This window comes from Nonomuraea sp. LP-02, from assembly GCF_036289125.1.
In the GTDB taxonomy this organism is placed as follows: Bacteria; Actinomycetota; Actinomycetes; order Streptosporangiales; family Streptosporangiaceae; genus Nonomuraea; species Nonomuraea bangladeshensis.
In genome coordinates, this window is sequence record NZ_JAXCLK010000001.1 from 478,559 (window position 1) to 501,077 (window position 22,519).

The following is a 22,519-nucleotide window of genomic DNA, read 5'->3' on the forward strand; positions in this document are numbered from 1 at the left end:
GGCAAACTCTAAACGTCCGACAGTTAATGGATCGCTTTGCCTGGATTGAGCAGGCCCAGGGGGTCGAAGACGGCCTTGATGCCCCGCTGCACCTCGGCGGCCACCGGCCCCGACTCCAGCGCCAGCCACCGCTGCTTGAGCAGCCCCACCCCGTGCTCCCCGGTCAGCGTGCCGCCCAGCTCCAGCGCCCGCGTGAACACCTCGTCCGCCGCGGCCCACACCTCGGGGGGCGGCTCGGCGGCGCCGTGCTCGAAGACGAAGACAGGGTGCAGGTTGCCGTCCCCGGCGTGCGCGACGGTGCAGATGCGCACCCCGTGCCGGACGGCGGCCGCCTCGATGGCGGTGATCATGTCGGGCAGCGCCGAGCGCGGCACGCACACGTCCTCCACGAGGCAGGCGCCGAGGCGCTCGGTGGCCGGGTACGCCAGCCGCCGCAGCCCCACCAGCTCCTCGGTCTCGGCCGGACCGGAGGACACCGCCACGAACGAGGCCCCGTGGTCGGCGCAGATCCGCTCCATCCGGCGGGCCGCCGCCTGCCCGTCGCCCGCGTCCGACTGGCCGATGAGCATGGCCTGCGTGCCGGACTCCAGCCCGATGTGACGCCAGTCGTCGATGGCCTCCAGCGTGGCCCGGTCGAGCAGTTCCATGAGCGACGGCGCGCAGCCCGCCGCGATGATCGCCGACACCGCCGCCCCCGCGTCCCGCAGCGAGCCGAACTCGGCCGCGAACGTCGCCGGCGGCCCGGCCGGCGCGGGCCGCAGCCGCAGCGTGGCCGCCGTGATCACGCCGAGCGTGCCCTCGGAGCCGACGAACAGCCCGGTCAGGTCGTAGCCGGTGACGCCCTTCATCGTGCGCCGGCCGGTCTCCAGCACCCGGCCGTCGGCCAGCACGACCTCAAGGCCGAGCACGGAGTCCCTGGTCACGCCGTACTTGACGCACCGCAGCCCGCCCGCGTTCGTCGCCAGGTTGCCGCCGATCGTGGAGATCTCGTACGACGACGGGTCCGGCGCGTACATGAGGCCGTGCTCCCTGGCCGCCCGGTCCAGGTCGGCGGTGATGACGCCCGGCTCGGCGACGGCGATCTCGTCGGCCGGCGACAGCTCCCTGATGGCGGTCATCCGGGCCAGCGACAGCACTATCGCCCCGTCCCCGGCGACGGCCCCGCCCGCGAGGCCGGTGCCCGCGCCGCGCGGCACCACCGGCACCCGGTGCTCGCTCGCCCACCGCAGCGTGGTCACCACGTCGTCGCGGGAGGCGGCGAGGACGACGGCGAGCGGCCTGCCGGGCTCCAGGAACGTCCGGTCCCGGGCGTAGGAGTCGATCACGTCGGGGTCGGTCACGACCCGGGCTTCGGACAGGGAGTGCACCAGGGCATCAATCGGTCTCACGCTGAGCAGCCTACGGTTTGCGCAAGGCGGCCCTTAAGGACAAACTGCCCGGGTGGAAGTCAGGTGCCCGGTGTGTTCGGAGACCGACCAGGTCGTCGCGGTCCCCGGAGCGGTCGCCGCCGGGACCACGTACAAGATCGGGCGGGCCCGTCTCCCCGGGGCCAGGGAGGTCGCCGACCTGCCCACCGCCGCCGTGCTCGGCGCGTCCAAACACGTGATGAGCCGCACCCAGCTCGCGGTGTGGCTGTCGTTCCCCAGCCGCCACTACACGGCCTGGACCAGGAACCAGGGCTACCTGCTGCTCCTCGGCGCGGCCCTGGTGCATCTGGTCGTCTCGCTGGTGATCGCGATGGGGCAGGACCCGCAGTGGGGCGAGGTGCTGCTCGCGCCGTTCTGCCTGACGGGCCTGTTCTGGGGGTTCGGGCTGCTCAACGTGCTCGGCGCGCGCGGCGCGCGCCGCCGCGACGCGCAGGAGGCGCCGGCCAGGGAGCAGGCCCTGGCCGTGTGGGAGCGCCTTTACTACTGCGCGCGCGACAACGTCGTCTACGAGCCCGGGGTGGGCGTCTCGTTCCATCCGAGCGAGACGCGCGAGTACATCTTCGGCTTCCGCCCCGGCCGCTGAACCCGAGCCGCTGAGCCCGGAGGGCTCAGGCCGGCCCGAGCCCGGGGCTCAGGCGAGCCCGTGCTCCTCGGCCACCAGCCTGACGCAGACGGCCAGGCCCTCGATGGCCTGCTCCAGCTCGTCCAGCTCCGGGTAGGTCGGCGCGATGCGGATCGTCCGGTCGTCGGGGTCCTTGCCGTAGGGGTGGGTGGCCCCGGCCGGCGTGAGCGCGATGCCCGCCGCCTTGGCCTTGGCGACGACCTCGGCCGCGTGCGGCACCTCCAGGCTGATGAAGTAGCCGCCCTCGGGGCTGGTCCAGCTCGCCAGGCCGCCGAGCCGCTCGGAGAGCACCTTGTCCACCAGCTCGAACTTCGGCCCGATCAGCGCGGCGTGCTTGCGCATGTGCGCCTCGACGCCCGCCGGGTCGCGCAGGAACTCCACGTGCCGGAGCTGGTTGATCTTGTCGGGGCCGATGGACTGCTTGGCGGTGTTGCGCAGGAACCACTCGACGTTCGCCGGCGAGGAGCCGAAGAACGACACGCCCGCGCCGGCCAGCGTCACCTTGGACGTGGAGGCGTAGACGAACACCCGGTCGGGGTTGCCCGCCTCGGCGGCCAGCGCCAGCACGTCGGCCAGCTCGGCCGGGCTGTCGGTGAGGTGGTGCACCGCGTAGGCGTTGTCCCAGAAGATGCGGAAGTCGGGCGCCGCCGTCGGCATCGCGGCCAGCCGCCTGACGGTCTCGTCGCTGTAGACGGCGCCGGTCGGGTTGCTGTACTTCGGCACGCACCACATGCCCTTGACGCTCGCGTCGGTGGCGACCAGCCGCTCGACGACGTCCATGTCGGGGCCGTCGGCGGTCATCGGCACCGGCACCATCTTGATGCCGAGGCGCTCGCAGATCGTGAAATGCCGGTCGTAGCCGGGCACCGGGCACAGGAACGTGATCTCAGGCTCCTCCACCCACCGCCGGGTCGCGCCGGGCACCGGGCTGAGCAGCGCGTGCACCACGGTGTCGTGCATGAGCGCGAGGCTGGCGTTGCCGCCCACGACGAGCTGCCCGGCCGGCACCTGCAGCAGCGGCGCGAACAGCTCGCGCAGCTCGGCGAGCCCCTGGAGGTTGCCGTAGTTGCGGCCGTCGGTGCCGTCGGCCGCCCGGTAGCTCGTGGGCAGTTTGAGCAGATCGTCGGAGAGATCGAGCTGGCGCGGTGACGGCTTGCCCCGGGTGAGGTCGAGCGAGAGCCCACGCTGGACGAGGGCGTCGTAGTCACGCTGTGCGGTCACGAGAAGTCTCTCCTCCGGATCGGATCGGTGCCCGCCCAAGGATAGAAGAATCGGCGGCGTGCGCAGTCGGCGGGGGCGAATCTCCACCGGCGAATCTCCGTCAACCGCTTCACGAGCGGGCGTCCATGGCGTGCAATGGGGGGATCGGGGGCATCCCCACTCCACACCGGAGGGAGCAGCCGATGACGACCGTCCGCGAGACCTCGATCGAGCAGGTCAGGCGCCGCCGCACCGGCACGGTGATCGCGTCGTGGCTGTCGACGACGGACCACAAGGTCATCGGCTATCTCTACCTGATCACCTCGTTCGCGTTCTTCCTCGTGGCCGGGGTCATGGCCATGGTGATGCGGGCCGAGCTGGCCCAGCCCGGCATGCAACTGGTGAACCAGCACCTCTACAACCAGCTCTTCACCATGCACGGCACGATCATGCTGCTGCTGTTCGCCACGCCGCTGTTCGCCGGCTTCGCGAACGTGGTGATGCCGCTGCAGATCGGCGCGCCCGACGTGGCCTTCCCCCGGCTGAACGCGGTGGCGTACTGGCTGTTCCTGTTCGGCGGGATCATCGCGGTCGCCGGGTTCTTCACGCCCGGCGGGGCGGCCGACTTCGGCTGGTTCGCGTACACGCCGCTGGCGTCGTCCCCGTTCTCGCCGCAGGTGGGCGGCGACCTGTGGATCATGGGGCTGGCGCTGTCCGGCCTCGGCACGATCCTCGGCGCGGTGAACTTCATCTCCACGATCATCGGCATGCGGGCGCCCGGCATGACGATGTTCCGGATGCCGATCTTCACCTGGAACGTGCTGCTGACCAGCATGCTCGTGCTCATGGCATTCCCGGTGCTGGCCGCCGCGCTGCTGGTGCTGGAGGCCGACCGCAAGCTCGGCACCCAGGTCTTCCTCGCCGGCAACGGCGGCCCGCTGCTCTGGCAGCACCTGTTCTGGTTCTTCGGCCATCCCGAGGTCTACATCATCGCGCTGCCGTTCTTCGGCATCATCAGCGAGGTGCTCCCGGTCTTCAGCCGCAAGCCCATCTTCGGCTACATGGGGCTGGTCGGGGCGACGATCGCGATCGCCGGGCTGTCGATGACCGTGTGGGCGCACCACATGTTCCCGACCGGGCAGGTGCTGCTGCCGTTCTTCTCGTTCATGACGTTCCTCATCGCGGTGCCGACCGGGGTGAAGTTCTTCAACTGGATCGGCACGATGTGGCGGGGCCATCTGAGCTTCGAGTCGCCGATGCTGTTCGCGGTCGGCTTCCTCGTGACGTTCCTGCTCGGCGGGCTCACCGGCGTCATCCTGGCCTCGCCGCCGCTCGACTTCCACATCAGCGACACCTACTTCGTGGTGGCGCACTTCCACTACGTGGTCTTCGGCACGGTGGTGTTCGCCATGTTCGCCGGCTTCTACTTCTGGTGGCCGAAGATGACCGGGCGGATGCTGGACGACCGGCTCGGGCGGCTGCACTTCTGGCTGCTGTTCATCGGCTTCCACACCACGTTCCTGGTGCAGCACTGGCTGGGGCAGATCGGCATGCCCCGCCGCTACGCCGACTACAGCCCCGGCGACGGGTTCACCGCGCTCAACGAGGTCTCGTCCGTGGGGGCGTTCCTGCTGGGCGTCTCCACGCTGCCGTTCCTGTGGAACGTGTGGAAGACGGCACGGAGGGCGCCGAAGGTCACGCTCGACGACCCCTGGGGGTACGCGAACTCCCTGGAGTGGGCCACCTCCTGCCCGCCGCCCCGGCACAACTTCACCGCCATCCCGCCCATCCGCTCCGAACGGCCCGCCTTCGACCTGCACTACCCCCGTGAAGGGGAGGAGCGGGAGCCCGGCGAGGACACGGAGGGCTGACGGGGAACCGCCGGGGATCGGCAGGTTCGACCTGATCATCGCGGTGCTCTGGCGCGGCGGCGCGGTCGCGGGAGGGGCGATCGCGGGGGCGCTGATGTTCTGATTGTGGTGTTTTGGTCACGTTTCAACAACACACTTTACGATTCGTTGATAAACGCTCTAGCGTCCGGCATTGCATGCCCTATGGCCATTCGCCCGGAGATCCCGGGCAGAAAGGGTTTCTGGTGCCCAGCACTAAGCGCTTATTGGCAGCTTTTCCGGCGGTCGCCCTGCTTGGCGCCGCCCTGTCCGTGCCCACGGCTCAGGCGGCCTCCGTCGCCCATTACGAGCCCACGGCCGCGGACCACTACATCAACTACGCCCCGCCGGCCGTCGAGAGGGAGCCGCGGGAGCCGGGACTCGCCGACCAGAAGGCCCGCTCGCTGACCCCGGCGCAGAAGTACGACCGGAAGTTCAGCAGCGGCAACCCGGCCGCCGGGCGCATCCTCGCCGCACGGGAGCGGGAGGCGCTGAGAACCGGCCGCAACCCGGCCGAGTGGATCTTCAAGAACAGCAAGCAGACCCGCACGGCCAAGCTCCTGACCGTCCTCGTCGAGTTCAACGAGCAGGCCAACGACGACTTCTCCGGCTTCAACCGGCTGCGCACCGTCAACAGTGCCCCGGACGACTGCGTCGTCGAGCCGCCGGGCACGCTGAAGAACGGCCCGCTGCACAACAACATCCCCGACCCGGCCACCCTGCCGCACGCGGACAACAACTCCTTCTGGGTCAAGGACTTCAGCACCGATCACTTCAACAAGATGCTCTACAGCGACAAGGGCATCACCGAGCGCGTGCGCAAGGACCTCAAGGACCCGCGCGACGGCAAGCCCGGCATCGACATCTCCGGCTTCACGATGAAGAAGATGTACGAGGAGATGTCGAAGGGCGCCTACTCGGTGACCGGCTCCGCGGTCGGCTGGATCAAGGTCCCGCACTCCGAGGCGTACTACGGCGCCGCGGCCTGCGGCGGCGCGCCCCAGGACATGTCCGGCCACCCGAGCAACGAGGTCGGCGCCCAGCAGCTCGCCATCGACACGGTCAACGCCCTCGCCCAGGCCCAGCCGAACTTCCCGTGGGCCGACTACGACGTCGAGGACATCTCCGACGCCGACGGCGACGGCAACTTCCAGGAGCCCGACGGCGTCATCGACCACCTGGTGCTGGTGCACGCGGGCAAGGACAAGTCCTCCGACGGCGGCGCCGAGGGCACCTACGCCATCTGGGCCCACTCCAGCGCGGTCGCCGGCGGCTACACCGTCCCCGGCACCAACAAGAAGATCTCCAACTACATCGTGCAGCCCGAGGACTCCGGCGTCGGCGTCTTCGCCCACGAGTACGGCCACGACCTCGGCCTGCCCGACCTGTACGACACCTCGGGCTCGGCCAGCTCCGCGGTCGACTTCTGGGACCTGATGTCCAGCGGCTCGCACTCCGGCCCGATCTTCCAGTCGATGCCGACGCACATGGGCCTGTGGGACAAGTGGGTGCTCGGCTGGGCGAACCCGAAGACGTTCGACCCCGGCGACGCCGCCAAGCTCGTCACCGTCGGCCAGTCCTCGCGCACGCCCAAGCTGACCGCCGACGGCGTCCGGGTCAACCTGGCCTCGGAGCCGCTGGAGATGGTCACCCCGCACAGCGGCTCCAACGCCTGGTGGACGAACCTCGACCAGGAGTGGGCCAACGTCTCGCTCACCCGTGACCTGCCCGTCCCGTCCGGCTCCGACGTGCGGCTGTGGATGTGGAACAACTACGAGATCGAGCAGGACTGGGACTTCGGCTTCGTCGAGGTCTCGACCGACGGCGGCCAGACCTGGGCGCAGCAGAAGATGTACGACGAGGCCGGCAACGAGGTCACCACGCCCGACGGCTACCCGGACCCGAACAAGAACCTCAAGACGTTCGGCGGCAAGAAGTACGGCATCACCGGTGACACCGGCGAGCAGTGGCGGCACGACTACGTCGACCTGACGGCGTTCGCCGGGCAGACCGTCAAGTTCCGCCTGACGTACAACACCGACGCCGCCTACACCCCGCGCGGCTGGCACGTCGACGACTTCGCGCTCACCAACGGCGGCGAGACCGTCTGGAGCGACGACGTCGAGGGCGGCGACAACGGCTGGAAGGCCACCGGCGGCACGTTCACCAACACGAGCGGCCAGGGCTGGACCCGCAACAACGGCGAGCGCGAGGTGCAGCGCTTCTACCTCGCCGAGTGGCGCAACTTCGACGGCTTCGACAACGGCCTGGCCTACACCTACGACACCGACTACAGCCGCGAAGGCTCGTGGAAGGTGCAGAAGGTGAAGTACAACGCGCCCGGCCTGCTGGTGTGGTACCGCGACTCGACCTACACCAACAACTCCGTCGGCAACAACCTGCGCCTCCCGCCGAGCCTCGGCCCCAAGGGCAGCCTGCTGGTCGTGGACTCCCACTTCGAGCCGCTGCGCCGCACCGGGGTCGCGGCCGAGAAGGACCCGACGGCCAACAAGAACCTGCAGGGGCGCGTGCAGACGTCCAACGCGGCGTTCGGGTTCGGCAAGACGTACCCCTTCAAGGAGTGCATCGAGGCGGCGAACGAGCCGTTCAGCGCCTACTGCACGGACTTCCCCGCGCAGAAGGGCGTGACCACCTTCACCGACGCCAAGACGTGGTACCCGGGCATCGAGCTGCTCAACGGCGCCCTGGCCTACCGCGACTTCGACGCCTCGGCGGTCGTGCCGTCGAAGGGCGACCAGTCCTACAGCACCCGCGCGGTGCACGCGGACGGCACCCCCGCCCCCGAGCTGTACGGCCAGGCGGTCGCCGGCTCCGTGCTCGGCACCGGCAACCCCGGTGACGAGGGCAAGGCGCTCGGCGTGCAGTTCAAGCTGATCAGCCCGCTGCCGGGCAACCTGGGCGCGATCGTCCAGGTCGTCCCGCCGAAGAAGTAGCTCCGAAGAAGGAGATCACGGGCCGCCGGGGCCTCCCGGCGGCCCTACCATAAGTGACCATGAGCGACTTGCGCACCAAAGCCGAGCACACCGCGGCGATCCAGCGGGATCGCCGGGTGGCCGTGGTGGTCAACACTCGCTCGCGCCGGGGTCGCCGTCACTACTTCGAGGTCATCGAGCAGCTCCACGAGTCGGGCTTCGAGCCCCTGGTGGAGCTGTCGGTCTACAACCCCAAGCGCCTGCGCGAGCTGCTCGACACCGCGCTCGCGACCAACCCCGACCTGCTCATCGTCGGCGGCGGCGACGGCACCCTCTCCTCGGCCGTACGGCACGTCGCCCACCGCGACGTGGCGCTCGGCGTGCTGCCGCTCGGCACCACCAACAACTTCGCCCGCAGCCTCGGCCTGCCGCTCGACCTGGCCGGGGCGATCCGGGTCTTCGCCACCGGCAAGGTGGCCGACATCGACCTCGGCATGGCCGACGACCGGCCGTTCGCCAACCTGGCCAGCTTCGGCGTGTCGGTGGAGGTCGCGGGCACGGTCAAGCCGTGGCTCAAGCGCCTGCTGGGCCGGCCCGCCTACCCGCTGACGGCGCTGACGATCCTGCCCGGCCACCGGCCCTTCCGCGCCTTCATCACCGTCGAGGGCCAGCGCCACGAACTGCTCACCCACCAGCTCAACATCGCCAACGGCCGCTTCCACGGCGGCTGGCAGGTGGCGAGGGACATCAGCATCGACAACGGCACGCTGGTCGCCTACCAGCTCGGCTCCGGCAAGAAGCTCCGCCTGCTCGGCGAGACCCTGCTCCGCGCCACCACCGGCCGCTGGCGCAGCCTCGCGGGCGGGCCGTTCGTGGTCGGCCGGGAGATGCTGCTGGAGACCGATCCGCCGATGGCCGCCGACGTGGACGGCGAGGTGCGGCTGCGCACCCCGATCAGGCTGCGCGTGGTGCCCAACGGGGTGCGCGTGATGGTGCCCGACTCCTTCGAGGACCGCTGACCGGCCGCTTCAGGAGTCCGGGCCGCCACTTAGCCGCTCGTAGGCGGGGGCGAGCACGGGGCCCAGGTCGCCGGGCGGCGGGAAGACCCGCAGCAGCAGGGCCGGGGAGCCGGCCGGCCGGCGCTCGGGCGGATGGGCGGTGGCGCCGGGGGCGTAGAAGTCGGCCAGCCGCTCGGCGAACGGCACGTCCACGACCTCGGGGACGCCGGAGCCCTCGTCGGCGGCCAGCGACCCCAGCAGCTGCTCGCGGGTGCGTCCGCGCCAGGCCAGCACCAGGAACGGATCGTCGTCGAACGCCTCGGCCAGCAGATAGAGCACCGCCGACAGGTGCTTGCACGGGAAACCCCAGTCGGGGCACGAGCAGTCCATGTCCAGGTCGCGCGGGAACAGGTCGGCCCCCGCCGCCGCGAACAGCTCCTCGATCTCCGGCGGCATCTCCCCGGCCAGCAGCCGGGCCCGGTGCACGGCCTGCGCCGCGATGGCCTCCTCCAGCTCGGCCCACCGGCGCTCGCCGAACGCCTCGATCCTGATCACCACGTCGTACGGTTCGGGCCGCGAGCCCTGCACGGCCGCCCTGACCTCCCCGGCGGCCAGGTCGATCGACAGGACCTGGCCCTGGCGGGCGTAGGCCCGGCCGCGGGTCAGCCGGCCCTTGTCGCAGACGCGCTCCAGGATGTCGATGAAGCGCCGCGACCACCAGGTGGAGCCGATCGAGCCGCGCTTCGAGCGGGCCCGCAGGCCGCCCTCGACCCGGATCGGGCCGCGGTGGTCGTACTCGTCGAACCAGGCCATCTCAGCTCGCCCCCGCCTCGCCTGCTGCCCCGCCCGTCAGGCTGAACACCTCGCGCAGCTCCCTGGTGGACAGGTCGGTCAGCCACTCCTCGCCGGTGCCCACCACCCGCTCGGCCAGGGCCTTCTTGCGCTCGATCATCTCGTCCACGCGCTCCTCCAGGGTGCCCGCGCAGATCAGCTTGCGCACCTGCACGTTCTTGCGCTGCCCGATGCGGAAGGCCCGGTCGGTGGCCTGGTCCTCGACGGCCGGGTTCCACCAGCGGTCCACGTGCACGACGTGGCTGGCCGCCGTCAGGTTGAGCCCGACGCCGGCGGCCTTCAGCGACAGCACGAACAACATCGGCTCGGGGTCGTTCTGGAACCGGTCCACCAGGCGGTCGCGGGTCTTCTTCGGCAGGCCGCCGTGCAGCAGCAGCACCGGGCGTTCCAGCCGCCGCTCCAGGTAGGGCTGGAGCAGGCCGCCGAACTCGGCGTACTGGGTGAACACCAGCGCCTTCTCGCCCTCGGCCAGGATCTCCTCGCCGAGCTGCTCCAGCCGGGCCAGCTTGCCCGAGCGGCCCGCCAGGCGGGAGCCGTCCTTCAGCAGGTGGGCCGGATGGTTGCAGACCTGCTTGAGCTTGGCCATGGTGGCGAGCACCAGGCCGCGCCGCTCGATGCCCTCGCTGTCGTCGATCTTCGCCAGCATGTCGTCCACGACCGCCTGGTAGAGGCTCGCCTGCTCGGTCGTGAGCGGGCACCACTCCTTGACCTCCATCTTCTCCGGCAGGTCGGTGATGATGGACCGGTCGGTCTTCAGCCGGCGCAGGATGAACGGGCCGGTCGCCCGGCGCAGCGCGTGCGCGGCCTCCTCGTCCTGGCGGGCCTCGATGGGCTCCTGAAAACGCGTGCGGAACCGCGAGCGCGGCCCCAGCAGGCCCGGGTTGGCGAACTCCATGATCGACCAGAGCTCGGCCAGGTGGTTCTCGACCGGCGTGCCGGTCAGCGCCAGGCGGGTGGCGGCCGGGATCGCGCGGACGGCCTGGGCCTGCAGGGTGCCGCTGTTCTTGATGGCCTGGGCCTCGTCGCACACCACCCGGCGCCACTCGTGCAACTTCAGCGCCTCCAGGTCGCGGTGGGCGGTGCCGTACGTGGTGATCACCAGGTCGGCGTCCCGGACGAGCGCGTCGTCGCGGGCGCCCCCGTGGTGGACGTAGACGCGCAGGCCGGGCGCGAACCTGGCCGCCTCGCGCTGCCAGTTGCCGATCAGCGACATCGGGCACACCAGCAGCGTCGGCGCGCCCGGCCCCTCCCGCTCGCGACGCTCGTGGACCAGCAGCGCGAGCGTGGTGACCGTCTTGCCCAGCCCCATGTCGTCGGCCAGCACGCCGCCGAGGCCCAGCTCCGACAGGAAGCTCAGCCACGCGAGGCCGCGCTCCTGGTAGGGGCGCAGCACCGCGTCCAGGCCCGGCGGCGTCGCGATCGGCCGCAGCCGCCGCTCGGCCTGGCCCGACAGCAGGTCGCCGAGCGCGCCGTCGGCGTCCACCTCCAGCAGTGGCAGCTCGCCGTCGTGCCGTGCCACCAGCTCCAGGATCTCGCCCGCCGCCGCCTCGCCCGCGCGTGCGCCCTCCACGGCGCGGAGGGCCGCCTTGAGCTGCCGGTCGTCCAGCTCCACCCACTGGCCGCGTACGCGGACCAGCGGCACCTTCAGCCGGGCCAGCTCGGCCAGCTCCTCCTCGCTGATCGTCTCGTCGCCCACCGCCAGGTCGACGCGGAAGTCGACCAGCTCCCGCATGCCGAACCCTTGGCTCACGGCCGCGGTCTGCGTCTTGGTCCTGGTGGTCAGCCTGAGCCCGAGCCTCGCGCGGCCCGCCCAGCGGGGGAGCTGCACGCCGAACCCGGCCGCCTGGAGCAGCGGCGCGGCCTGGCGCAGGAACCCGAACGCGCCCGCGGTGTCCAGGGCCAGCTCGGCCGGCTCCGGCACCCGCAGGGCGCGCTCCAGCTCGGGGTAGAGCCGGACGGCGCGGCCGAGGCCGGTCAGCAGCTCGCGCTCGGGGGCCGGGGGCAGGCCGGGGGCGCGTTCACCGGCCCAGAGGGCGGCGGCGGGGACGTACAGGCTGGGGTCGTCGGCGGCCTGCAACGCCAGCTCGACCCGCCAGGCGTCCTCGCCATGGCCTGTCAGGTCGCCGACGGGCTCCATGAGGCGGAAGCACACGCGGGCCGCGCCCTCGGCGGCCGCGGCGGCGTCGTGCCAGGCGGCCAGCTCGGCGCGCAGCTCAGGGACGTCGGGGCAGGACGGGTCGGGACCGGTCAGCGCCGCCAGCCAGCGGTCCCGGGGGGTCGCGGGGCGGGTGATCAGCGGCTCGGTGACCGCCTGCCGCACCAGCGCGTCCGCGAACGTCTCCAGGGCCGCGCGCAGCACGCCGGCGGAGGGCCGTTCGGCGCCGGCGGTCCGGCACGCGGGCGGCATGGCGAGGGCCAGTTCGCGGAAGTAGCCGCCGTCGGCCCCGTTGACGACCGGCCGCCACACGGCCCGCGCCCCGCCCGCCTCCAGGGCGAGCTGGGGCAGGACGCGGCCTCTCCGTACGAGGTCGCGGGCGAGGTCGGCGACCGCCGCCCAGTGACGCAGGGTCGCCGTCTCCGGCCGTCCGGCGAGCAGGCGCAGCGCCGTGGCGGCGGGCGGGACGACGGCGGGCACCCGCCACGGCCGCAGCCGGGGCCGGGCGGTCGCGGCCAGCCGCCCGGTCTCCGGCGACGGCGACGGCTCCGCGGCCGAGCCGGGGAGCAACAACTCCAGCGTCCGCTCGGCGGGCTCGTCCAGGCCGAGCGCGGCGGCGACGGCGGCGGCCGGGGCGGCGAAGGGATGGGGGCGGGGGCCCGTGCCGCGGCCGCTCCGTGCCGCCGGCCCGCCGCCCTCGACGTCCTCCGCCCAGAAGGCGAGCCCGTCCTCCGCCCAGACCCCGTGTACGACCAGCACCAGGGCAGATTACCGTCGCCCGTCAGGAAATCGTTCGCGCTTATATAAGCGGCTGCTGAAAGAGTAAAGTGGAAATATGACCAGTAATCCCGGATCGTGGTGTGAACGGCCCAAGCCGCAGGCTCCGTCGTGCGAGCTCCCCTCTCCGTGGAACAAGCCGAAGCAGCCCGACAACTGGTGTGACACGCCCAAGGATCCCGTGCTGAAGGTCCTTGACCTCGTGCTGAAGTCCGCCAGGCGGAAATAGCGCGTGATAGAAGGCCAAGTGCCTGGGTAGTCGCCTCACTCGGACGGAGGAGGCGAACGATCGTGAGCGACACCCAGAAACTGGTCAGTGACCTTTCCGAACAGGTCACCCGGCTGGTCAAGGACGAACTCCGCCTGGCCAGGATGGAACTCACCGCGAAGGGCAAGCGCGCCGGCTTCGGCGCGGGCCTGTTCGGGGCGGCCGGAACGGCCGCCTTCTTCGGCGCCGCCGCGCTGGTGGCCGCCGTGATCCTGCTCCTCGCCCTGGTCATGCCCGCGTGGGTGGCGGCCGCCGTCGTGGGCGTCGTCATGCTCGTCGTCGCCGCCGTCCTGGGCCTGGTCGGCAAGAACCAGGTGCAACGGGCCACGCCGCCGGTCCCCGAGGAGACCATCGCGAGCGTCAAGGCCGACATCGACATGGTCAAGGAGAGGGCACACCGATGAGCGAGACGGATCCCGGATACAGCGAGCAGCACGCCGGCGACGTGGGCGCGCACCGGGCCACCGTGGGCGCCCCGACCGAGCCTGAGTCCATCAACGTCCCCCTTACCAGGCCGGGCGCGACGGAGAACGCCAGGCGGGCGGAGGCCGAGCGGGAGGGCCACGAGACCTTCATCCCGGAGGGGCCCATCCGGGACGAGCGTGCCGAGACCATCGAGAGCCTGCGCGCGGAGGAACGTTCCATGCCGGAGGTGAACCGGAGCGGCCGCGGCGCCGCCACCGGCACCAGCCGCGAGCACGGCACCCGCAGGCGCGCCGCCGACGAGGACGATGACGACGGGAGAGCCGCCGTGCGCAGGGACATCGAGGAGACCCGCGAGCAACTGGGTCGCACGGTCAGCGCACTGGCGGAGAAGGCTGACGTGAAGTCCAGGGCGAGCCACGCCGCCGGGGTGGCCAAGGACCGGGCGGCCGAGGCCGCCGGGACGTTCAGGGCCCGCGCCGCCGAGGCCGCGGGGGTGGCCAGGGGCCGCGCCGAAGTGGCCAGGGAGCGGGCGGCCGAGACCGCTGGCGTGGCGAAGGAGCGCGCGTCCGAGGCCGCTGAGGTGGCGAGGACCCGGGCGTCCGAGGCCGCGGGGACGGTCAGGGCCCGCGCCACCGAGACCGCGGGCCTGATCAAGGACAAGACCTCCGAGATGGCCGGCCAGGTCGGCGACCACACACCCGAGCAGGTGAAGGCCGTCGCCGTGGAGGCGAGGCGGCGTCCCGCGCTGCTCGTCGCCGTCGCCGCCGGGGCCGTGGCCGTCCTCGTCGTACGGCGGATGGCGAGACGCCGCACGACCACGCGCCGCACGCTCGTGGAGCGCGTGATGCGGGGCGACATGGCGGGCCGCGTGACGAAGGCCCGCCTGACGAAGGCCCGCCTGACGACCAGCCGCTTGACGAAGGGCCGCATCATCACGGACGCCGTCGTCAAGACATGCCTGACGGGCCGTCCCACGGCCGCCCGTGCCGCGCGGCGCCGCCTGATGAAACTCCGGAGCAACTAGGTGACAGTTTCCCGAGACGCCTCCGAGCGGGGCGCCGGCGCTGCCGGCGTGCCCGACGGTCCGGGCGAGTTCCCCCGCCGGGCCTGGTGGACGGTGCTGAAGCGGACGATCGTCGAGTTCAAGAACGACCGTCTTCAGGACCTCGCCGCCGGGCTCACCTACTACGCGGTCCTGTCGATCTTCCCCGCGCTGATCGTGCTGGTGTCGGTGTTCGGGCTGCTGGGGCGGGGCGACGCCGCGGCCCAGCTCTCCGGCGTCATGGTGCTGGTGCCCGCCGAGGTGCGCGACCTGATGGTGACGAGCATCGAGGCGGCGCAGAACGGCGCGGGCGCCGCGAGCGCCGTGGCGATCGCCGGCCTGGTGGTCGCCCTGTGGTCGGCCTCCGGCTACATCGCGGCCTTCATCCGGGCCGGCAACGCGATCTACGACATCGACGAGGGCCGCCCGTTCTGGAAGACGACCCCGCTGCGGATCGGCCTCACCCTGCTGGCCACCGTGCTGCTGGCGGTCGGCGCGATCGCCGTCACCCTCACCGGCGACCTCGCGGCGGCGCTCGGCGGCGCGCTCGGCCTCGGCGAGGCGGCCGTGCTCGCCTGGGACATCCTCAAGTGGCCGCTCATGGTGCTGGTCGCCACCGGGCTGATCATGCTGCTGTACTGGGCCGCGCCCAACGTGCGCCAGCCCGGCCTGCGCTGGATCTCGCCGGGCGGCATCCTCGCGATCGTGCTGTGGGTGATCGTCTCCGGCGGGTTCGCCCTGTACGTCGCCAACTTCGCGTCCTACAGCAAGACGTACGGCGCGCTGGCCGGGATCGTGGTGTTCCTGGTCTGGCTGTGGCTGTCGAACATGGCGTTGCTGCTCGGCGCGGAGTTCGACGCCGAGCTGATCCGGCAGCGCTCGATCGCCGGGGGACGCCCGGCCGAGCGGGAGCCGTACGCCGTGCCCCGCGACGAGCCGAAGGCCGATAGCCTGCCGGAATGACACTTCGAACGGTCGCCGCCGGGCTCGGCCTGCTGCTGCTCGCCGCCTGCGGCGGTTGCGGGGCCGGCTCGGCGGTGAGCGACCTCGGCACGGTGGTCAAGGGCGCCAAGGGCGCCACCGTGCCGGTGGAGCTGCGCAGCGGGCAGCGTTTCTCGCTGGCGGTGACCGGCAACGCGTCGGTGGGCGACAGCTGGTCGCTGAAGGCCCTGCCGGACACGAAGGTGGTGTCGTTCATCAGCCAGGAGCACGAGGGCGACAGCGACCAGGTCGGCGGGGGCGGCACCACCTACTTCGTGTTCAACGCCAAGCAGCCGGGCACGACCGAGGTCAGGCTGTACGACTGCTGGCGCTGCGGGACCGGCGGGACGCCGGAGAGCGAGCAGAGCCGCAGCGAGTCGGGCGAGGCCGTCTTCACGCTCACGGTGACGAAGGAGGGCCCGGCGACATCCCGCGGACCAGCACCTCCAGCACCGTTCGGGTGACGGCGGCGGGGTCGGCCGGGCCGGCGGCGAGCCGGCGCAGGCCCTCGCCGAGCACGTTCCAGCCCAGGTGGGCCACGAGGCCGGGGTCGTCGTGCCCGGCCTCGGCCAGGATCTCGCGCAGCGGGCCGATCATCGTCTCGTGGAGCTGGTCGAGCCGGTCGCGGCAGTCGGGCGGCAGGTCCACGGCGCTCAGGGCGCGCAGCAGCGCGTAGTCGGGATGCGCGGCGAACGACAGCGTCACCGTGCCGTAGGCGCGCACCCGGGTCTCCAGGTCGTCGCCGGTCGCCGCCGCGCTCGCCAGCCGGCCGGCCCAGCGCGGGATCGCGTCCTCGACGAGCTGGGCGAGGATGTCGGCGGTCGAGGAGAAGTAGCGGTAGACGCTGGAGCGGGCCAGCCCGACCCGGGCCCCGACGGCGGCCGGGGTGAGCCCGGCCGCGCCCTCGGCGGCCAGGATCTCCATCGCCGCCGCCAGCAGCGCGGCGTGCCGGCCCGCCCGATGGTCGGCCACCGTGGCCGCGCTGATCCTCGGCACCGCTGTCTCACTCCTCCTTGCGTCGTCCCACCCCAGTATCGGGCAGCAGCAGCGTCACCCCGACCCCGCCGAACAGCACGATCCCGGTGAAGACGGTCACCCGGCGGGTGGCGTCGGCGGCGGCGGCCACCGCGGCGGCGTGCCTGACCGGGTCCTTGATCATGGCGACGGCCGCGCCCGCGCTGTCGCGCACCGCCTTGCCGAGTGCCGGGTCGGCGGGCAGGCGGTCGGCCATGGCCGAGCCGAGGCCGGTCACCAGCACCGAGCCGAGCACGGCGATGCCGATCGCGGCGCCGAGCTGGCGGATCGCGCTCTGCAGGCCGGAGGCGACGCCGGACTGGCGGGGCGGCACCTGGGCCAGCGTGAGGTTCGGGAGCTGGGCCGAGGCGAAGCCGACGCCGACGCCGTACAGGACGAGCCAGGGCACCAGCGTCCAGTAACCGAGCGACGGGGAGACCGACAGGCCGACCGCGATCGCGCCGACGGCCTCCAGGGCCAGGCCGAGCCGGACGATGAGGCGCGGGGTCAGCCGGAGCTTCGGCACCACGCCGCCGGCCAGGAACGTCCCGAGCGCCAGCGAGGCGATGACCAGGCCGGCCTCGAACGCGGTGAACGCCATCGCCGACTGCAGGAACAGCGGCAGCACCAGGATCATGCCGAACTCGCCGAGCGTGACGATCATCGCGGTGAGGCAGCCGTACCGGAAGGAGGGGATGGCGAGCAGCGACAGGTCCAGGATCACCGGCCGGCCCGCCCGCGCCCGCGCCCGCTCGACCAGCGTGAACGCCGTGAGCGCCAGCGCCGCCAGCGCGAACGCGAACGGGATCGGCGAGATCGTGTGCCCCTCGGCCGGGGCGAACCAGCCGTAGCGCTGGCCCTCGATGAGCCCGAACACCAGCGCCGAGGTGCCCGCGACGGACAGCAGCACGCCCGGCACGTCCCAGCCGCGGGCGTCCGGGTCCTTGGACTCCGGCACCTTGAGCGTGCCGAGCAGCACGAGCAGGCCGATGGGCAGGTTCACCCAGAACGCCCAGCGCCAGCCGTGGCCGGTCACCAGCCAGCCGCCGAGCAGCGGGCCGAGCGCGGCCATGCCGCCGATGACCGAGCCCCAGACGGCGAAGGCGATCGTGCGGCGCGGCCCGACGTAGAGAGAGTTGATGATGGCGAGCGTCATCGGCACCACCATCGACGCGCCGACGCCCTGGAGCACGCGGGCGCCGATGAGCAGCGCGCCGCTGCCCGCCAGGGCCGCGAGCACGCTGGCCACCAGGAAAACGACCAGGCCCGAGGCGAACATGCGCCGCCGGCCGCGCGCGTCGCCGGTGCGGCTGAGCGGGACCAGCAGGGCGGCGAAGGTGAGCGAGTAGATCGAGTTGACCCACTCGACGTCGGTCGCCGACAAGGACAGGTCGGCCATGATCGCGGGGACGGCCACGTTCACGATCGTCGCGTCGATGATGATCATCGACATGCCGACGCCGAGCACGAAGAGGGGGAGCCAGCTCTGCCGGGTCCGCTCGTTTAGCGACACCATGTCTCTAAGATAGCAACGACCTGTCGCCAAATGTCGAGCCGATAGGGTCGGGAGCGTGAGCACAGACCTGTTCTGCGAGATCATCGCGGGCGAGCGGCCCGCTCACCTGGTGCACGCCGACGACGTGGCGGTCTCGTTCCTCGACGCCCGGCCGGTCTTCAAGGGTCACGTGCTGGTCGTGCCGCGCGTCCACGCCGAGACGCTGGCCGACCTCGGCGACGTCGGGCCGTTCTTCACCCGGGTGCAGGCCCTGGCACGGGCCGTGGAAGAAGGGCTGGAGGCCGGGGGCACGTTCGTCGCGATGAACAACCGCATCAGCCAGAGCGTCCCCCACCTGCACGTGCACGTGGTGCCCCGGCACCGCAAGGACGGCCTGCGCGGCTTCTTCTGGCCCCGCACGAAATACGACTCCGCCGAGGAGGCCGAGTCGTACGCCGCCCGCGTCGCGGCGGCGCTCTGAGCCGCCGGCCCCTCCGGTGTGCGCGGGCCCTGTGTGCTTGGGCTCCGGCCTCGGCTAGGCTTCGGCCGCGTGGAGTACGTCGTCGGCAGCGCCGTGGTCGCCGTGCTCGTGGGCGTGCCCGCGATCGTGCTCTGGCGCGTGCTCCGGGGCCGCCGCGAGCTGGGCACCAGCCCGGCCGAGCGGGCCACGTTCGAGACCCTGCACACCGCCTCACTGGCCGCGCCGCCGCTGCGCGCCGGGCTCACCGAGGACGGCGCCGAGCGGGCCTCCCGTCACCTGCGCGCCCTGCTCAACTCGCCCGCCCTGGCCATCGCCGACGCCGAGCGGCTGCTCGTCTACGACGGAGAGGGCGACGACCACCACGCCGAGCATGCCTTCGAGCACGCCGCCGCCACCCTGGAGGACGGCCGCATCCAGGTGCTCACCCTCGACTGCGACCTGCTCGAATGCCCGATCAGGCAGGCCGTCGTGGTGCCGCTCACCACCGACGACCGGGTGGTCGGCGCGCTCATCGCCTACAGCCAGAGCGCCTCGGCCGGGCTGGTCCGCGCCGCCCAGGAGGTCGCCGGCTGGGTGGACTCCCAGCTCGAACTGGCCGAGCTCGACCGCTCGCGCACCCGGCTCATGGAGGCCGAGGTGCGTGCGCTGCGGGCGCAGATCTCCCCCCACTTCATCTACAACTCGCTCACCACCATCGCCTCCTTCGTCCGTACCGACCCGGAGCGGGCCAGGGAGCTGCTGCTGGAGTTCGCCGACTTCACCCGCTACTCCTTCCGGCGGCACGGCGAGTTCACCACCCTCGCCGAGGAGCTGCGCTCCATCGACCGCTACCTGATCCTGGAGCGGGCCAGGTTCGGCGACCAGCTCCAGGTCACCCTCCGCATCGCGCCCGAGGTGCTGCCCGTCGCCGTGCCGTTCCTGTGCCTGCAGCCGCTGGTCGAGAACGCCGTACGGCACGGGCTGGAGAGCCGCAACGGCGTCGGCCGCATCACGATCGTCGCCGAGGACGCGGGGGCCGAGTGCCGCATCAGCGTCGAGGACGACGGCCTCGGCATGGACCCCGACCGGCTGCGGCTCATCCTCGCCGGGGAGATCGTCCCGGCGGGCGGCGTCGGGCTGGCCAACGTCGACGAGCGGCTGCGCCAGGTGTACGGCGACGAGTACGGCCTCGTCGTCGAGACCGGCGAAGGGGCGGGCACCAAGGTCAACATCAGATTGCCGAAATATCACCCCGGTGTCTCTGCCCGTTGACCTTGATCTTTGTTGTCGGTTTCATCACTGTCTATGGCACAACTCCGGGTTCTCGCGGTCGACGACGAGCTGCCCGCCCTCGAAGACCTGTCGTACCTGCTGCGCGCCGACCCCCGCATCGGCGAGGTCGCCACCGCGCGGGACGGCGCGCAGGCGCTGCGGCTGCTGGACCGCGCCATCGCCGACGGGCGGCCGATCGACGCCGTGTTCCTCGACATCCGCATGCGCGGGCTCGACGGGGTGGTGCTCGGACGGCTGCTGTCGCAGTTCGCCAACCCGCCCCGGGTGGTGTTCGTGACGGCGTACGAGGAGCACGCCGTGGACGCCTTCGAGATCAAGGCCGAGGACTACCTGCTCAAGCCGGTACGGCCGGAGCGGCTGTCCGAGGCCATCCGGCGCGTCGCGGTCTCGGCGGACGTGCCCGCCGCCGAAGGCGGCGAGAGCGACACGATCCCGGTCGAGCTGGGCGGGGTGACCCGTTTCGTCTCCAGCGCCGACGTCATCTACGTCGAGGCGCAGGGCGACTACGCCCGGCTGCACACGGCGGCCGGCAGCCATCTCGTCCGCATCCCGCTGGCCACGCTGGAGGAACGGTGGGCCCCGGCCGGGTTCCTCCGGGTGCACCGCAGCCACCTCGTGGCCGTCAAGCACATCGACGAGCTGCACATCGACTCGGGCAGGTGCACGGTCCGGGTGGCCGGCACCGAGATCCCGGTCAGCCGCAGGCACACGCGGGAGCTGCGCGACGTGCTGGTCCGGCGCGCACGGAAGGGACGCCCGGAATGACACCCGGAGAAACGCCTGGAGGAACACCCACGGGAACGCCGGGAACGTCGGCGGAGGAGCCGCGTCCCGGCCGGCGGCCCCGGCGGACCGCCGTGACCAGCCCGCGCACCGCCGCCGCGCGCCGCCCCCGCTATCCGGCCACCCGCGAGATCGACGAGCAGACCGGCCTCGGCGAGGTCTACATGCGCTCCCTGCTGCGCACCCAGTTCCGGCTGGCATTGTTCGTCTGCACCGTACTCGCCTGCGTGGTCGGCGGCCTGCCGCTGCTGTTCCTGCTCATCCCCGAGCTGCGCGAGGTCGAGCTGCTCGGCGTGCCGCTCCCGTGGGCGGTGCTCGCCGGGCTCATCTACCCCGCCTTCGTCCTCGGCGCCTGGCTGTACGTCCGCCAGGCCGAGCGCAACGAACGCCACTTCGCCGAGCTGGTCGAACGCCGATGAGCCTCACCGCCGTGCTGGTCGTGGTGGTGGCGGCCGTGCTCATCGGAGCGTTCGGCATCCGCGTCTCGCGCACCACGTCCGACTTCTACGTCGCCTCCCGCACCGTCAGCCCGCTGTGGAACGCCTCCGCCATCGGCGGCGAGTACCTGTCGGCCGCCTCCTTCCTCGGCGTCGCCGGGCTCATCCTCGCCTTCGGCGTGGACATGCTGTGGCTGCCGGTCGGCTGGACCGGCGGCTACCTGGTGCTGCTGGTGCTGGTGTCCGCGCCGCTGCGGCGCTCCGGGGCGTACACGCTGCCCGACTTCGCCGAGGCCCGGCTGGAGTCCATGGCCGTGCGCAGGACGGCGAGCGTGCTGGTCGTGCTCATCGGCTGGCTCTACCTGATGCCGCAGTTCCAGAGCGCCGGGCTGGTGCTGCGGGAGATCACCGGCGCGCCACCGTGGGCGGGCGGGCTGCTCGTGGCGCTGGTCGTGGCGGTGAACGTGCTGTCGGGCGGCATGCGGTCGATCACGTTCGTGCAGGCGTTCCAGTACTGGCTCAAGCTGACGGCGCTGGCCGTGCCGCTGGTGTTCCTGCTCATGGCCTGGCGCGCGAACGGCGCGCCCGGGGTGAGCGCCGCGGACGCCGCCACCTGGCAGACGCCGCTCAGCGGGGGCAGGGAGTACGGGCTGTACTCGACGTACTCGCTGATCCTGGCCACGTTCCTGGGGACCATGGGGCTGCCGCACGTGCTCGTGCGCTTCTACACCAACCCCGACGGCCGGGCCGCCCGCCGTACGACGCTCGTCGTGCTCTCCCTGCTCGGCGCCTTCTACCTGATGCCCGCCATGTACGGCTGGCTCGGCCGCCTCTACGCCCCCGACCTGACCCGCACCGACACGGTCGTGCTGACGCTGCCGGCCCGGATGATCGGCGGCACCCTGGGCGACCTGCTGACGGCGCTGCTGACCGCAGGGGCGTTCGCGGCGTTCCTGTCCACCTCGTCCGGGCTGACCGTGTCCGTGGCCGGGGTGATCGCGCAGGACCTGCTCAAGGGCGGGGTGCGCTCGTTCAGGATCGCCACCCTCATGGCCGTGGTGGTGCCGCTGGGCCTGGCACTGTGGGCGCGCCAGCTTCCGGTGGCGGACGTGGTGGGGCTGGCCTTCGCGGTGGCGGCCTCGTCGTTCTGCCCGCTGCTGGTGCTCGGCATCTGGTGGCGCCGCCTCACGACGACGGGGGCGCTGGCGGGGCTGCTCGTGGGCGGCGGCCTCGCCTGCGGGGCGGTGCTGGCCACGATCACGGGGGCGCCGTACGACGGCTTCACGGCGGCGCTGCTGGCCCAGCCCGCGGCGTGGACGGTGCCGATCGCGTTCGTCGTGATGGTGGCGGTGTCGTTCCTGACCCCGCACCGGGTGCCGGCGAACGTGGCGCGCGTCATGGTCCGCCTGCACACCCCCGAGAACCTGGACCTCAACCGCGGCGACTGGCGGCCCCGCTCCTCCTAGG

The 22,519-nt window shown here is 72.1% G+C and carries 19 protein-coding genes; 13 read left to right on the forward strand and 6 right to left on the reverse strand.

Translation table 11 applies throughout. The features are described from left to right. Positions 1-23 precede the first annotated feature (23 nt). Positions 24-1,388, reverse strand: coding sequence for an FAD-binding oxidoreductase (locus tag SMD20_RS02215; RefSeq protein WP_329574302.1), 1,365 nt, complete (start codon positions 1,386-1,388; stop codon positions 24-26). A 52-nt stretch (positions 1,389-1,440) separates the two neighbouring features. Here SMD20_RS02215 and SMD20_RS02220 point away from each other — a divergent pair, with 52 nt between their 5' ends. Further along, positions 1,441-2,010 carry a hypothetical protein gene (locus SMD20_RS02220; protein WP_143082318.1) on the forward strand — a complete coding sequence of 190 codons (570 nt, stop codon included), beginning with the start codon at positions 1,441-1,443 and terminating at the stop codon, positions 2,008-2,010. A 48-nt stretch (positions 2,011-2,058) separates the two neighbouring features. Here SMD20_RS02220 and SMD20_RS02225 read toward each other — a convergent pair whose 3' ends face one another. Next, complete coding sequence (locus tag SMD20_RS02225; protein WP_329574305.1) at positions 2,059-3,270, reverse strand: aminotransferase class I/II-fold pyridoxal phosphate-dependent enzyme; 1,212 nt, start codon at positions 3,268-3,270, stop codon at positions 2,059-2,061. Positions 3,271-3,452: 182 nt separating this feature from the next. Here SMD20_RS02225 and ctaD point away from each other — a divergent pair, with 182 nt between their 5' ends. The 3 genes from ctaD (at position 3,453) to SMD20_RS02240 (ending at position 9,090) form a co-directional block, all read left to right on the forward strand. After that, the gene (gene ctaD / locus SMD20_RS02230) at positions 3,453-5,120 is read left to right on the forward strand and encodes an aa3-type cytochrome oxidase subunit I (protein WP_329574308.1); all 1,668 of its coding nucleotides are present in this window, start codon (positions 3,453-3,455) and stop codon (positions 5,118-5,120) included. A gap of 224 nt (positions 5,121-5,344) precedes the next feature. Beyond that, positions 5,345-8,092: an immune inhibitor A domain-containing protein gene (locus tag SMD20_RS02235; RefSeq protein ID WP_329574310.1), complete on the forward strand. Its 2,748-nt coding sequence runs from the start codon at positions 5,345-5,347 to the stop codon at positions 8,090-8,092. Positions 8,093-8,151: 59 nt separating this feature from the next. After that, complete coding sequence (locus tag SMD20_RS02240) at positions 8,152-9,090, forward strand: diacylglycerol/lipid kinase family protein (RefSeq protein ID WP_329574312.1); 939 nt, start codon at positions 8,152-8,154, stop codon at positions 9,088-9,090. A gap of 9 nt (positions 9,091-9,099) precedes the next feature. Here the strand turns inward: SMD20_RS02240 and SMD20_RS02245 are convergent, their stop codons facing one another. Both SMD20_RS02245 and SMD20_RS02250 read right to left on the reverse strand, forming a co-directional pair. After that, complete coding sequence (locus tag SMD20_RS02245) at positions 9,100-9,882, reverse strand: SWIM zinc finger family protein (protein WP_329574314.1); 783 nt, start codon at positions 9,880-9,882, stop codon at positions 9,100-9,102. A gap of 1 nt (position 9,883) precedes the next feature. Next, a complete protein-coding gene (locus SMD20_RS02250; protein WP_329574316.1) occupies positions 9,884-12,835 on the reverse strand; it encodes a DEAD/DEAH box helicase in 2,952 nt (983 codons plus the stop codon). Between the two features lie 309 nt (positions 12,836-13,144). On the opposite strand from SMD20_RS02250, the gene SMD20_RS02255 reads away from it, so the two are divergent. From SMD20_RS02255 to SMD20_RS02270, 4 genes are read left to right on the forward strand one after another with little or no spacing between them, the layout of a single operon-like run. Next, complete coding sequence (locus SMD20_RS02255; RefSeq protein WP_329574318.1) at positions 13,145-13,525, forward strand: phage holin family protein; 381 nt, start codon at positions 13,145-13,147, stop codon at positions 13,523-13,525. Next, positions 13,522-14,571 carry a DUF3618 domain-containing protein gene (locus tag SMD20_RS02260; protein ID WP_329574320.1) on the forward strand — a complete coding sequence of 350 codons (1,050 nt, stop codon included), beginning with the start codon at positions 13,522-13,524 and terminating at the stop codon, positions 14,569-14,571. Before SMD20_RS02255 ends, SMD20_RS02260 begins: the two co-directional genes overlap by 4 nt. Beyond that, positions 14,572-15,552 (forward strand): YihY/virulence factor BrkB family protein, encoded by a 981-nt coding sequence (locus SMD20_RS02265; protein ID WP_329574322.1) that lies wholly within the window; start codon positions 14,572-14,574, stop codon positions 15,550-15,552. After that, positions 15,549-16,034, forward strand: a complete 486-nt coding sequence (locus SMD20_RS02270) for a protease inhibitor I42 family protein (protein WP_329574324.1) — start codon at positions 15,549-15,551, stop codon at positions 16,032-16,034. Before SMD20_RS02265 ends, SMD20_RS02270 begins: the two co-directional genes overlap by 4 nt. On the opposite strand, the gene SMD20_RS02275 is transcribed toward SMD20_RS02270, so the two are convergent. Both SMD20_RS02275 and SMD20_RS02280 read right to left on the reverse strand, forming a co-directional pair. Beyond that, positions 15,970-16,566: a TetR/AcrR family transcriptional regulator gene (locus tag SMD20_RS02275; protein ID WP_329574326.1), complete on the reverse strand. Its 597-nt coding sequence runs from the start codon at positions 16,564-16,566 to the stop codon at positions 15,970-15,972. The genes SMD20_RS02270 and SMD20_RS02275 overlap by 65 nt on opposite strands. Before the next feature lie 7 nt (positions 16,567-16,573). Then, positions 16,574-18,100, reverse strand: coding sequence for an MFS transporter (locus SMD20_RS02280; RefSeq protein ID WP_329574328.1), 1,527 nt, complete (start codon positions 18,098-18,100; stop codon positions 16,574-16,576). A 55-nt stretch (positions 18,101-18,155) separates the two neighbouring features. Between SMD20_RS02280 and SMD20_RS02285 the strand changes: the two genes are divergently transcribed. The 5 genes from SMD20_RS02285 to SMD20_RS02305 all read left to right on the forward strand — a co-directional run bounded on the left by SMD20_RS02285 (position 18,156) and on the right by SMD20_RS02305 (position 22,518). Further along, positions 18,156-18,560 (forward strand): HIT family protein, encoded by a 405-nt coding sequence (locus tag SMD20_RS02285; protein WP_329574331.1) that lies wholly within the window; start codon positions 18,156-18,158, stop codon positions 18,558-18,560. Positions 18,561-18,629: 69 nt separating this feature from the next. Beyond that, on the forward strand, positions 18,630-19,811 hold the full coding sequence (locus tag SMD20_RS02290; protein WP_329574333.1) for a sensor histidine kinase: 1,182 nt from the start codon (positions 18,630-18,632) through the stop codon (positions 19,809-19,811). A 33-nt stretch (positions 19,812-19,844) separates the two neighbouring features. Continuing rightward, on the forward strand, positions 19,845-20,597 hold the full coding sequence (locus tag SMD20_RS02295; RefSeq protein WP_329574335.1) for a LytR/AlgR family response regulator transcription factor: 753 nt from the start codon (positions 19,845-19,847) through the stop codon (positions 20,595-20,597). Continuing rightward, positions 20,594-21,034 carry a hypothetical protein gene (locus SMD20_RS02300; RefSeq protein WP_329574337.1) on the forward strand — a complete coding sequence of 147 codons (441 nt, stop codon included), beginning with the start codon at positions 20,594-20,596 and terminating at the stop codon, positions 21,032-21,034. Before SMD20_RS02295 ends, SMD20_RS02300 begins: the two co-directional genes overlap by 4 nt. Further along, positions 21,031-22,518, forward strand: coding sequence for a sodium/solute symporter (locus SMD20_RS02305; RefSeq protein ID WP_329574339.1), 1,488 nt, complete (start codon positions 21,031-21,033; stop codon positions 22,516-22,518). Before SMD20_RS02300 ends, SMD20_RS02305 begins: the two co-directional genes overlap by 4 nt. The last annotated feature ends 1 nt before the right edge of the window (position 22,519 follow it).